Origin of the sequence: Pseudomonas batumici (genome assembly GCF_036585405.1) — a bacterium.
GTDB classification, from domain to species: Bacteria; Pseudomonadota; Gammaproteobacteria; order Pseudomonadales; family Pseudomonadaceae; genus Aquipseudomonas; species Aquipseudomonas batumici.
Window position 1 is genome coordinate 2,913,651 of sequence record NZ_CP144470.1, and the last position, 12,569, is coordinate 2,926,219.

A 12,569-nucleotide genomic window follows, 5' to 3' on the forward strand; every position below is an offset into this window, starting at 1 on the left:
TACCCCCCTTGCTGAACGTCATAGGCCGACAGCGGGATACAAGGCGATTGAAGTCCGCGCGAGTGCCTACGAACAGTAAACGAAAAAACATTAAGATTCGCATTTGAGAACAGCTTAAATAACCATGCGAAACAAATTTTCAATCGCCCTAATTATTTAAATGTCATGGGTATTCACCCAACTTTTCAGTATGCTTTGTTCCTCTGACACACCTCTTTCAAAGCAAACAGCAATGATTGCCGATTACATCGGTGCGCACGCTTAATTAGCCGGCAAGCCTTGAATGCCGCGTGCTGATAGTCATTTGCATAGAATGGAAAGTATCTGATGAACGATGAAAAGTTCTCCGGCGAACCCGAGGACGAACGCTGCAGTCCTGCCGAGCGAGCGGCAGCGGCTTCCCGTTGTACCTGGGTCAGCGTGAGCGTCAATCTGGCGCTGTCCTGCATTCAGATCATCGTCGGGATCCTGTCGAAATCCCAAGGCCTGATCGCTGATGGTATCCATTCCCTGTCGGACTTGATTGCCGACTTCGTGGTGCTGTTCGCCGGCCATAAAAGCAAGCAGGACGCCGATGAAGGTCATCCCTATGGGCATCTGCGCTTTGAAAACGCCGCCTCGATGATCCTCGGGCTACTGCTGCTGGCCGTGGGCGTCGGCATGATCGGTTCGGCCGTGCTCAAGCTGCAAACCCCGGAGTCCATCCAGAAGGTGCACATGACCGCCCTGTGGGTGGCGGGCGCGGCACTGGTGACCAAGGAGCTGCTGTTTCGCTACATGCTCGCCGTGGCAAAGAAGGTGAAATCGAGCCTGTTGATTGCCAACGCCTGGCATGCCCGCTCGGATGCGGCGTCGTCGCTGGTGGTCGCTGTCGGTATCGTGGGCAACCTGGCGGGCTATCCCATTCTCGACCCGATTGCCGCGCTGGTGGTCGGGGGCATGATTGCCAGGATGGGCGGGTCGTTCGGCTGGAACGCGTTGAATGACCTGATGGACAGCGCCGCCGATGAAGAAGAGGTGGCCTCGATTCGCACCACGCTCCTGGAGACCCCGGGCATCAAGGGGGTGCATGATCTGCGCACACGCAAGATGGGCGATATGCTCGCGGTCGACGCGCATATCGAAGTGGAGGCTTCGATTTCCGTTGAAGAAGGACATGCCATTGCCGTGGCCGCGCGGGAAAATGTCATGCTGCGCCATCGAGTCCTGAACCTGATGACGCACATCGATCCCTGGCATCGGCCGGACCTGGATCATCTCGAGCCGTCCAGATCCGGAGCCTGAAACCAGGCCTAGGCTCTGTACGAAAACTGCCTGCGCGACGATCATGCTGCGTTAAAAACAGGCTCGGAATGCTCATTTAGCGGGCTAAACTCCGCTTCCTCGCCTGTTTTTGCCTTGCCTGATCGCCGCTCGGCGAGTTTTCGTACAGACCCTAAAGCGCGCTAGCCGACTTCAGGCCTGTCAGCGGCTGTTCTTCAGGCGCTTGCGCGCCTCATGCCGTTCCTGCGCCAGTTCGATCAGGCGGCTCACCAGTTCGCTGTAGCTCATCCCCACCGCTTGCCAGAGCTTGGGGTACATGCTGATGCGGGTAAAGCCGGGCAGCGAGTTGACCTCGTTGATCAACACCTCGCCGTCAGCGGTGAGAAACACATCGACCCGCGCCAACCCGGCGCAGCCCAGCACCTGGAACGCCTCGACGGCTTGCGCGCGAATGCGCTCGCTGTCCTCTTCGCTGATCGCCGCCGGCACCACGACTTCGGCCGCCTGCTCGTCGATGTACTTGCTGTCGTAGGAATAGAAGCCGCTGCGCACGACAATCTCGCCGCAACCGCTGGCTATCGGATGTTCGTTGCCCAGGATCGCGCATTCGATCTCCCGCCCGCTGACCGCCGACTCGATCAGGACCTTTTCGTCGAAACCCAGGGCCAGGGCCAAGGCGGCCTGGTACTCCTCGGCCGTCTGCACCTTGCTCACACCAACGGACGACCCCTGGTTCGCCGGTTTGACGAACATCGGCAGGCCCAGCTTCGCCTGCGCGGCCTCAAAATCGAGGCGCGCGGCAGTGGCCCGGTTCACGGTGATAAAGGGGGTCACCGCAAGCCCGGCATCACGCAACAGGCGCTTGCTCACGTCCTTGTCCATACACACGGCCGAGCCGAGCACATCGGAGCCGACAAAAGGCAGGTCGGTCATGCGCAGCAGCCCTTGCAGGCAACCGTCTTCGCCGAGGGTGCCATGCACGATGGGGAAGATCACATCGACCTGCTCCAGCAACGCCTGGCTGCTGGTGTCCACCAATTGCTGGCGGGTCTTGCCCGGGACCACGGCCAGTTCGCGATTGGATTGGTTCAAGGCAATGAGCGCCGGGTTTTCGGCGTTGATCAGGTAGTTGGAACTGTCGTTGAGGTGCCAACGGCCCTGCTTGTCGATGCCGATCAGGATCGGCTCGAAACGCTCGCGGTCCAGCGCATCGACCACATTGCGCGCCGATTGCAGCGACACCTCGTGCTCCGCCCCCATTCCACCGAAAATAATCCCGACTCGCAACTTGCCCATCTTCCGACCTCGTGTCCAAATCTGTGTTCCAAGGGGATTCCCTTTCTGCGCAGACTATTCGCAAGGCGCTGGTTTGGCATCCCCTGGCTTGCGCTTTTTTGAACGGTGAACTGGCCTACTGGCGATTGCGAAGGTGAATGTCAGGTCGCTATCGCCGGCAAGCCAGGCTCCTACAGGGTTCCTATTATTCGACGCGCCAGTTCACATTCACCGTCTGGCCCGCGTTGCCACTCAGGACAACACTCTGCCGGTTCTCGTGACCATTACGACGGCTGATAACCTCGTATTTGCCGTCGGGCAACTTGACATAGACTATCGGCCCGACCTGAGTCAGCGACAATACCGACTCTCCGCCAGCCTTCTGGATGGTGATGTCCACATCGGGCAGGTACTCCCCTTTGGGGCCTACAGACGAAACAATATGCAGGTTGTAACCGCGGGTCTGCAGCAATGCCTGACTTTCATCCAGGCCAATACCGCCGGTCAGGTAAGACACGCCGTTCTGGGTTTGAGGCGATAACTGCACCGCCTCCTGGTTGATCGGTTCACTGTTGGTCGCCGCCCGGACATTCGGGGACACGCCCAACAGCACAAGCCCGGAAAGGGCACAGAACAGGAGAGAACGGATAGGGGTCATGATGAACACTCCCTGGCTCCGTTGGAGCCCGAGTCTCATCTTTCACGCGGGGCTATCGCCCGATTTCATCAGGCAGTCGAATGCGGATACGGTTTAGTGGATGACGAGCGAGCTGCGCGGATGAGAGAGGGTTGACTTCACTTCATATCGCAACGACTGCAATTATAAGTGTAGTACTGACCCGCGTAGGCTTAGATCAATTTCAAGTCAGGCCGAGGCTGGATAGGTCTGCCCGTTTCCAGACGCCCGCATGAAAACGCCCGATGGGCGGCATCGGGCGTTGGTCAGGCGGGACAAAGACTCAAACGGCGATCAGCGCACTCAGGTCCAGGCGGCCCGCGCTCAACGGCGGGCACCAGTAATAACCACCGGTAATCGGCCGACTGAAGCGATACAAACCGTCGACGATACCGTCGTCCAAGCCGCTCATGCGCCGCAGTTGCGCCTCGAACGCCTCGAAGGAATGGCCGAACGCCAGGAACATCAGGCCGGCGCCCTGCTCGTTCGACCAGGGCATGGAGCGGCGCACCACGAAGGCCTCCGGGGCAAAGCTCTCCTGCGCGGTGCGTTTGACGTGGGCGGATTCCGGTGCGTCGTCCAGCTCCTCGTTGTCGCTCTTGCGCCGTCCGATGATGTTGTCCTGTTCATGGCCCGGCAGCGCAGCGAAACCGTCCAGGTCATGCTGCCACTGCTGGATCGCGGCAAAGCTGCCACCGTCCGCGGCGATCCCGGCCGCCACCGCAGCCTCGTCCACCGGGTTCTCGGTGCCGTCTTCATAACCGGTCAGGTCGTAGCCGGACTTGTGGCGGAACGCCTCGGTCATCTGCACCAACTTCAGGGCCGGCGCCAGCACCTGCTCCAGCGCACGGCTGCGGTGCAGCAATTCGCCACGGTCTTCGCCATGCAACCAGCACCACAGGGCATGCTGGGTCGACGGATTATCCACGCCCACACCGGTGATGCCGGGAAACGCCCGCAGCCCTTGGACTTGACGGCCAAGCGCCTGCACCAGCGACTCGCCAAAACCGACCACGGCGTGCTTTGCATCCACCAGCCGGACAAGCTTGTCGAGTGCCGCCGGCAATGCTTCGGCGGATTCAAGGGCGAAGAACAGGTGGCGTGCCTGCGAGGGCACAGGCTTGGCAAGGATGCCGGGCTGGTAGTGACTCATGGGAACTCCTCTGGCAAAGCCCGGAGTTTACCTTTGTTGCGCCCGCTACGCTTGCGACACAGGCGCATCACCCTCAGAGCTTGTGGGTCACGTAACGACCGCGTCCGGTTTTCTTGGCCTGATACATGACTCGATCCGCCGTCAGCAGGAGCGCATCGGCGGAACTCTCGCCGTTCCCCAGGGCGATACCGATCGAGACCCCCACCTGGCACACCGTACCGGCAATGAGAAACGGCACGCTCAGCGCCTCGATGCACTTGCTGGCCACGGTGCTCACGGTTTCTTCGGCATCGGCGCCCAAGTCGCTCAGCAGGACAACGAACTCATCACCGCCGATGCGCGCCAGGGTATCGCTCCCCCGCACCACGGCGCCAAACCGCTCCGCCACCTGACGCAGCACCTCGTCACCCGCCTCGTGCCCGAGGGTGTCATTGATGCGCTTGAAGCCATCGAGGTCCATGAACAACAAGCCGACCTGAGTCCCTTTTCGCTGTGCCTGGGCCAGCACCTGGCGCAGGCGGCCAGAGAGCTGATGCCGGTTGGGCAAGCCCGTCAGCGTGTCGTGATGGGCGATCCGTTCGAGTTCGGCCTGTTTCTCCTTGAGCTTGAACAACAAGCGATTGAACGCCGAGATCAAGTGACCGACCTCATCGTTGCGCACCACCGGCAAGGACGCATGGGGCAGTTCGTCACGGGTCATGCAGTCCGCCTGCGCGGCGGCATGGAACAACGGGCGAAAGACAAAGTACAGCCCGATGGAGGAGATGATACCGAACAGGAAAATCGAGGAGATGGCCCCCCTGATCAAGAAACTCTGGGTTCGCTCAACGGTTGCAAACGCCTCGCGGCTCGGCAGACTGGCGACAATGATCCAGCCCGTACTGGGTACGGAGACCATGGCGCGAACCTCCTCGTTGCCCTCGGCGTCAAGCGCTATCCCGGTACCGCGCGCGCCCTCCATGGCCCGGTCCTCCAGCCTGTCGAGGCCCGCAAGCGATATCGGCGTGAAACCCAGCCCAAGCCGGGAGGACTCGATCTGCAAGCGACTGTCCGGAAAAACCAGCTGAAACTTGCCCGGTGCCGTTCCCCCGCGGCTCTGAAGCAATGAATCGAGGAACCCGGGAGCGGCGAGTGGCATCATGCCAACCAGCACCGCCTGTACCTCACCGGCCCCATTCCTGATGGGCGCGGATATCGGCAGCATGGGCTCCGCGTTCTGCCCCTGGTCGATCGGCCGACCGATAAATGGCTTACCGGCCAACCCGGCTTGAATATAATCACGCCCCGCATAATCCGTATCGCCCCGCCCCTCCTGGGCCGGGTCGCCCGCCAGCCGCTTGCCACTGGCATCGACGATGAGAATTTCGCTCGAGAACACGGCCTGGTAGGGAGAACGCTCCTTCAGCCAGGCTTGCAGTTGCTCAGGCCGTGCCAGTAAATCGAGGGGCACGCTGGCGGCGAGACGCTCGATCAAGAGCCGACGCCGAATGATCTTGATATCGACATCGTGGGCGACATAAGTCGCCAACGCCAGTTGCTGGCCTTCCACGACGGCGCTCAGGTCCTCGCGCAAGAAGTCGGTCAACACGTAATAGCGCAGGACAGCGCCGGAAATGACAATGCACAGCGCCACCACCAGCAGTCGGGTCAACACGCTGTTGTAGATTCGGGCGAAGGTCAAACGTGCATGATGTTTTTTTGACATTATCGAAGTGTAACCGACGACATTGCACTTTTCGCTATATTCCCCAACGCTGCGTGAACACCGTGGCAAAGCCGTGCGCAGGCCGGATCGCGCGAGGCCCGTACGAACCGAACATTTCTGACCAGGAGCTGGACCATGCCACACACCCGAAACGCGTCATTCGAAACCATCGCCCAGGAACTCGGCTACAGCTTCGACGGTGAGATGAAAATCGGCGGCAACTATGTACCGGCGGTACAGAACGACCTGGAAGTCTATGTCAGCGGGCAGATTCCGCGGGTGGACAATACCGTGATGGTGACCGGGCGGGTCGGTGCCGAAACCACCCTGGAGCGGGCACGGCATGGGGCACAGATCAGCACCATGCGCGCCCTGGCGATTTTGCGACAGCTGCTCGACGGCGACCTGGGACGTATCCGGAAGGTGCTGCGCATCAACGTGTATGTGCAGAGCGCGGCGGACTTCACCCAGCAGAGTGAAGTCGCCGACGGGGCGTCCGAGGTGCTTTATTCGGTGTTCGGCGAAGCCGGGGTGCATACGCGTACCTCGGTCGGGGTGTTCCAATTGCCGAAAAACGCCTCGGTCGAGGTGGATATGGTGGTGGCGCTCAAGTCGTCAGCTGGTTAGCGAACTGCCCGACCGCATTGACCACTTTCTGCGCACCGTCCTGGATCTCGACGATCACCGTGCCCGCCTCCGCCGCCAGCGCAAGACCTTCCTCGGCCTGGGTCTTGCCGCTGTTCATCAGTGAAACCGCGTCCCGCGCCATGTCCTGGTTCTGCCGCACCACCCCGACGATCTCGTCCGTGGCCTGGCTGGTGCGCGAGGCCAGCTGTCGCACTTCGTCCGCCACCACCGCAAAACCACGACCCTGCTCACCCGCGCGCGCGGCTTCGATGGCCGCGTTGAGCGCCAGCAGGTTGGTCTGTTCGGCAATGCCGCTGATGGTCTTGACGATGCTGCCGATCACCTGGGACTGCGCATTCAAGGCTTCGATCCCGTCACTGGCGGTTTGCATGTGCGCGGCCAGATCGCGCATCACTTCCACCGCCTGGGTCACCACGGTGGTCCCGCGCTGGGCGGTGCCGTCGGTCTGCAACGAGGTGCTGTAGGCAATGTTCGCGGCCTCGGCCACCGCCCGCTCCTGGTTCACCTGGTCGGTGATCACGGTGGCGAACTTGACCACTTTGTAGAGCTTTTCGTTGGCATCGAGTACCGGGTTATAGGACGCCTCCAGCCAGACCTCGCGACCATGGCTGTCGACACGCTTGAAACGGCCGGCGACGAACTCGCCGGCATTCAGGCGCTTCCAGAACGCCTGGTACTCGGCGCTGTTGTATTCCGCCGGTTCGCAGAAGAGGCGGTGATGCTTGCCCTGGATCTGCGTCAGGCTGTAACCCATGGCGTTGAGGAAGCGGTCGTTGGCCGTGAGCACTTCACCGGCCAGGTTGAACTCGATCACGGCGGTGGAACGCAACAACGCGCCGATCAGGTTTTCGTGCTCGCGGGAGGCTTCGATGGTGCGGGTCAGGTCGTTGGAGTACATCGAAAACTGCAGGATGCGCCCCTGGGAATTACGAATCGGCTGCAGGATCGAGCGCAGCCAGGCTTCCTTCCCGTTACCGCGCAACAGGCGCACCGCGCCGCTGAAATGCTCGCCGCGGGTCAGGGCATTCTTGAAACGCTGGTGAAAATCCGAATGCTTGAGGTAATCCGGTACGAACTCTTCAAGGTGCCGTCCGACCAGCGAACTGCTCGGGTAGCACATTTCCTGGGTGAAGTTCTGATTGACCGATTCGATACGGCCATCGGGGTCCAGGGTCAGCGCGAGCATTTCCATTTCCAGGCTGTCCTTGACCTGCTGGAGGCTGGAGAGTTCTTCACGAAGAGCCGTCAGCTCCTGCTTCAAGCGTTTGTTAAACATGGGCGGCACCGATGGGCGAATGAAAGTGCGGGTAATCTGTCATTGGCATCGGCCCTGGCGGTTTTTTCTAAAGGAAAATTCCGCGCTATTTCCAACGAGAAGCCAGCTGACAATCCGACCGAGTTTTTCCCGCGTCCAGGGATCACTCTAGAACAATGGAAAAGAATCGCCGGGAGGATTCTCGGATTTATCAGCGCAACAACGCTTCAAGATGGTTTCTGAAACACGCTGACCTCAGAAAATCGACACGGGCACATTGGCCACCAGGCGGACTTCGTCATAGCTGCCGTCGATCTGACCGCCGACCGCCCGGTGGTTGTAGACGATGGTGCGAAACACCGCGTTCCTGAGCGAACCGGATTGCACAACGTACGCCACCACCAAGCCATTTTCATCGTGCTTGGCGCCATCCAGGCCACGCACGTTATAGCCGGTATGACGGCCATTTCGATCGCCCTGGTAGCCTGTACCGTCAATATTCCAGCCTTTGGCGTGCCAGAGGCCAGCGGTCAGGCCTGGTACGCCGTAAGGTGCCAAGTCCAAGTCGTAACGCAGTTGCCAGGACTTCTCGTTCGGACCGTTATAGTCCGAGTACAACGAGTTCGCCATGTAGTTTCCAGTGGACTCCCACACGTAGTCAAAGTACTCGTCACCAAATACCTGCTGCCAGGCCACCGTCAGGCTGTGACCGGCATGGGATCCAGTCAATGCCAGGCTGAAGGCATCGTTATCTATGTAGCCCAGGTTCTGATCGCCCTGATCCCGGGTGTGGTAGTAATTCAACGCACTCTTGAATGCCAGCTGGGCAGAGTCACCGACCCGGTGCGTCAACCCCAGATAGGTCTGTTCCCACATGTCTTCGAACCGCGAGGCGTACAGGCTGACGTCCAGCCCGTAAGGCGCCCTGGCCACCCCGCCGATGTAGCTAATGCGTGAGCCGGAGTACGCACGGTTGCCAAACGTGGTGGTGAGCCTTTCGCTACCGGTCTCCGTCCGCCCAATGGCGCGGTCGAAACTACCGGCCTGCCAGGACAGCCAGTCCAGTTCGCTACTGAACAGGCCGACGCCCTGAAAGCTCGACGGCAATGCACGGTTGTCCTTGTAGCGCAGGATCGGATTGTCCGTCTGCAAGCGCCCGACCTTGATTTCACTGCTGGAGAAACGCAACCGCAAATCGCCGACACCCAGCCGGCTCCAGGTAGGTACCGCATCGCCCTGGCTATCCACGAGTACGCGGTCGCCACCGTTGGCAACGCGCCCATGTCCGCGCTCCAGATTGACCACACCGAAAAATGCGGCATCGACCCCGAACCCCACCGTTCCCCGGGTATAGCCGGAGCTGTAGTTGAGCATGGCCGCCTGCACCCAGGTTTCGCGCTGACGCGTGGGTTCCACCCCCTCGGGCTTCTTGATGGCCAGGAATGTCGAGCGCTGGGTATGCTGATTCGAATAGTAGTGACGCAGGTTAAGCCCCAACTGACTGCCGTCGATAAAGCCGCTCGCGTCGGCTTGTCCCGGGACCGGCTCAGCGGCCACGGCCAGCAGGGAACTGCCGGCGATGCTGCTGGCTATCAGAAAAATACGAATATCCATTTCGATAAGTCTCTAGAAAGAAAGCGCCAGACGGACGAAGCCTTCCAGGCATGCCGGTCTGGCGTGACAGGTTGTCTCAACGCGATGGGGGGACGGGCCAGCAGGGGATCGCCCCGCGCCAGGACTCGTAGGCCTTGCCCACTTGAAGCAGCCATTGATCGGAAAAACGCGGGCCTATCATCTGCAAGCCGATGGGCATGCCCTGGTCGGTGAAACCGCAATTGATCGACAACGCCGGTTGCTCCCCGAAGTTCCAGGGCACGGTAAAGACGATATGTTCAAATGGCCGGGCAGGATCATTGGAGGGTGAGGCCCAGCTTGCCGGAAAGGCGCTGACCTGGTTGGTCGGTGACAACACCAGGTCGAACTCGCGCCAGATGTCTGCGGCCCGTTGTCGGATCTCGAAGGTCCGGTTGAAGCCCTCTATGGCCTGCACCGCGCTCATACCCTCGGCGGGGGCGGCCCAGTCGCGAATATACGGGAGGACCTGCTCGAACTTCTCGGGCGTAAGCCCGCGTAGCTGGCTCCACTGGCGTGCCCGCCAGAAATTATCCAGCCCTTGGAGCAATGCACGATCCATCAGAGGTTTGATTGCCCGCACGCGAGCACCGTTCTGCTCGAAAAGACGCGCGGCCTCCCTGACTGCCGCGAGTGTCTGCTCATCCGGTTGCAGACCACAGCCCGGCTCAAGCATCAGACCAACTCTCAGCCCCTGTACCTCTGGACGGCCCAGCCCCCAATCGCCGGACTCAGGCGGCAGGCTGGTCGCGTCCCGGGCATCAGGGCGAGCCAGATAACGCATCAGCAAGGCACAATCGTCCAGGGTCCGGGTCATGGGCCCGGCACAACGTCCGGTGTAATAAGGATCGATCGGGATTCGCCCGAGTGTCGGCTTGAACCCCACCAACCCGCACCAGGCGGCGGGCAGGCGGACCGAGCCGCCGATATCGGTCCCCACATGCAAAGGACCGTAACCCGCCGCTGCTGCGGCCGCCGCCCCGGCGCTGGAACCTCCCGGATTGTTGTCCAGGTTCCAGGGATTTCGCGTGATGCCATGAAAACTCGACAGCCCCGAAGACAACATCCCGTAGTCCGGAACGGTGGTCTTGCCCAGGACGATCGCTCCGGCTTCGCGCATTCTGGCCGTCGGTGGGGCGTCGGCAATAGCCGGCGTCAATTCAGTGGCCGCACAACCGAGGGGTATGCAATCGCCTTCACTGGCGATCAGTTCCTTGAGCGTGACCGGCAAGCCGTCCAGCAAGCCCCGCGGCTGTCCACGACTCCAGCGCTCGCTGGCGACCATCGCCTGATCCCGGACGCGCTGCGGGTCGTAGGCGTAAAGCGCGTGAAGATGCGGTTCCCAGCGTTCGATATGGGCCAGCAGGTGCTCGTAATACTCCAGCGGTGAAAGTTCCCGGCTGGCGAACAACGCCAGCAGTTGCACCGCGGGTAAATCATGTAAATCGTCAACACAACTCATGCCAATTAATCGTCCCTGGCGCTCATGAAAGGGCGAATGCCGCGACGGGCGGCGCTGACGTGCACGGCTCAGGAGCCGGGAACGCTTGAAACATCCACCGCCGCTGACGAGCGCAGGCCAAAACACAACGCGGTCAGGGCACCGACACTGCCCATCAGCACGCCATAACCGACGCAAACCCAAGGGCTCCACGGCATCAGGCCGATCAGTAACAGCGGCGTGGTACTGGCCCAAATGGCATAGGCGATATTGTAGGTAAAGGAGATGCCGGAGACCCGGATCCGGGTCGGAAACAATCCCACCATCACCGAAGGCACCGCCCCCACAACACCACACGCCAACCCCGCGAGGGCATAGGCGACACTGATCCACTCGGCTCCACTGATCAGGCAACCGTAGAGTACGAACGCGCCCAACGGCAGCAACAGACTGTAAAGCAGCACCGCACGCCAGGCGCCGATCCGATCCACCAGCAAGCCGGCCAGGACACAGCCGATGTTCAGGAAGACGATCCCCAGGCTGCTCAATGCAAAGGTATGACTGGCGCTCATGCCGAAGCTTTTCTGCATCACGGTCGGGGTGATCACCACCAGCACCACGACGGCCGAGGTCAACACGCAGGTCAGGAGCATCGCCGGCAGGATAGCCCGACGGTGGTTGCGCAAAACCTCCCGCAACGGCAGCTCCGCATCCATTTCCCGTCGGGCCTGCAAGGCCATGAACACCGGCGTCTCACTGAGCCAACGCCGCAGCCAGACACCGATTACCCCGAACACGCCACCCAACAGGAACGGATAACGCCAGGCAAAATCGAGGATTTCGGCCGGACTGTAGATCCGCGCCAGGAGGGTGGCCGTCAATGCCCCCAGCAGGTAGCCGAACGTCAGCCCGGCCTGCAACACCCCCAACGCATATCCCCGGTGGCCAAGGGGCGCATGTTCGGCGACGAAGACCCAGGCACTGGGCACCTCGCCCCCCACCGCGGCCCCCTGCAGGACTCTCAGGAGCAACAGGATCAGAGGCGCCCAGTAACCTATTTGCTCATACGTCGGCATGACGCCGATCAGCAGGCACGGCAGGGCCATCATCAGGATGCTCAGGCTGAACACCCGTTTGCGCCCCACACGATCGGCAAAGTGCGCCATGAGAATGCCGCCCAGCGGGCGGGCCAGATAGCCGGTGACAAAGATCCCGAAACTTTGCAGCAGCCGTAACCACTCCGGCATCTGCGGCGGAAAGAACAGCTCGCTGAGTGTCAGCGCGAAAAACACGAAGATGATGAAGTCGTAGATTTCCAGCGAGCCGCCCAGCGCCGCCAGGCCAAGGGTCTTGTAGTCAGCCCGGGAAAAGCGCCGAGAGTGAGGATAGTTATTGGCCTTCATCAAGGGACCCTGAGCAGACTTTTCGGAAAACCCGCGACTGAAACCAGACGGCCTGATGGAGCCCTTGAAGGCGCCTCTCGATTCCAATCGCGCGATTACATATAGCCAGTAATGGTCC

The 12,569-nt window shown here is 60.9% G+C and carries 11 protein-coding genes; 3 read left to right on the forward strand and 8 right to left on the reverse strand.

Annotation, left to right across the window (positions count from 1 at the left end; translation table 11 throughout):
• The first annotated feature begins 327 nt into the window (after window positions 1-327).
• The gene (locus tag NUH87_RS13200; RefSeq protein ID WP_338526285.1) at window positions 328-1,284 is read left to right on the forward strand and encodes a cation diffusion facilitator family transporter; all 957 of its coding nucleotides are present in this window, start codon (window positions 328-330) and stop codon (window positions 1,282-1,284) included.
• A gap of 180 nt (window positions 1,285-1,464) precedes the next feature.
• Here the strand turns inward: NUH87_RS13200 and ddlA are convergent, their stop codons facing one another.
• From ddlA to NUH87_RS13220, 4 genes are all read right to left on the reverse strand, one after another.
• Window positions 1,465-2,559, reverse strand: coding sequence for a D-alanine--D-alanine ligase (gene ddlA / locus NUH87_RS13205; RefSeq protein ID WP_338526286.1), 1,095 nt, complete (start codon window positions 2,557-2,559; stop codon window positions 1,465-1,467).
• A 184-nt stretch (window positions 2,560-2,743) separates the two neighbouring features.
• Window positions 2,744-3,196: a carboxypeptidase regulatory-like domain-containing protein gene (locus NUH87_RS13210; RefSeq protein ID WP_338526287.1), complete on the reverse strand. Its 453-nt coding sequence runs from the start codon at window positions 3,194-3,196 to the stop codon at window positions 2,744-2,746.
• A gap of 301 nt (window positions 3,197-3,497) precedes the next feature.
• Complete coding sequence (locus tag NUH87_RS13215) at window positions 3,498-4,367, reverse strand: Dyp-type peroxidase (protein ID WP_338526288.1); 870 nt, start codon at window positions 4,365-4,367, stop codon at window positions 3,498-3,500.
• 73 nt (window positions 4,368-4,440) lie between these two features.
• On the reverse strand, window positions 4,441-6,048 hold the full coding sequence (locus NUH87_RS13220) for a sensor domain-containing diguanylate cyclase (RefSeq protein ID WP_338526289.1): 1,608 nt from the start codon (window positions 6,046-6,048) through the stop codon (window positions 4,441-4,443).
• A 159-nt stretch (window positions 6,049-6,207) separates the two neighbouring features.
• Here NUH87_RS13220 and NUH87_RS13225 point away from each other — a divergent pair, with 159 nt between their 5' ends.
• Window positions 6,208-6,699: a RidA family protein gene (locus NUH87_RS13225; RefSeq protein WP_338526290.1), complete on the forward strand. Its 492-nt coding sequence runs from the start codon at window positions 6,208-6,210 to the stop codon at window positions 6,697-6,699.
• Here the strand turns inward: NUH87_RS13225 and NUH87_RS13230 are convergent.
• Window positions 6,680-7,996 (reverse strand): methyl-accepting chemotaxis protein, encoded by a 1,317-nt coding sequence (locus tag NUH87_RS13230; protein WP_338526291.1) that lies wholly within the window; start codon window positions 7,994-7,996, stop codon window positions 6,680-6,682. The genes NUH87_RS13225 and NUH87_RS13230 overlap by 20 nt on opposite strands.
• Window positions 7,997-8,038: 42 nt before the next feature.
• Here NUH87_RS13230 and NUH87_RS13235 point away from each other — a divergent pair, with 42 nt between their 5' ends.
• Window positions 8,039-8,218, forward strand: coding sequence for a hypothetical protein (locus NUH87_RS13235; RefSeq protein ID WP_338526292.1), 180 nt, complete (start codon window positions 8,039-8,041; stop codon window positions 8,216-8,218).
• A gap of 12 nt (window positions 8,219-8,230) precedes the next feature.
• Here NUH87_RS13235 and NUH87_RS13240 read toward each other — a convergent pair whose 3' ends face one another.
• From NUH87_RS13240 to NUH87_RS13250, 3 genes are all read right to left on the reverse strand, one after another.
• Window positions 8,231-9,589: an OprD family outer membrane porin gene (locus NUH87_RS13240; protein ID WP_338526293.1), complete on the reverse strand. Its 1,359-nt coding sequence runs from the start codon at window positions 9,587-9,589 to the stop codon at window positions 8,231-8,233.
• Between the two features lie 76 nt (window positions 9,590-9,665).
• Entirely contained in the window at window positions 9,666-11,069 is a 1,404-nt protein-coding gene (locus NUH87_RS13245) for an amidase (protein ID WP_338526294.1), read from the reverse strand.
• Between the two features lie 68 nt (window positions 11,070-11,137).
• Entirely contained in the window at window positions 11,138-12,451 is a 1,314-nt protein-coding gene (locus NUH87_RS13250) for an MFS transporter (protein ID WP_338526295.1), read from the reverse strand.
• Between the last annotated feature and the right edge of the window lie 118 nt (window positions 12,452-12,569).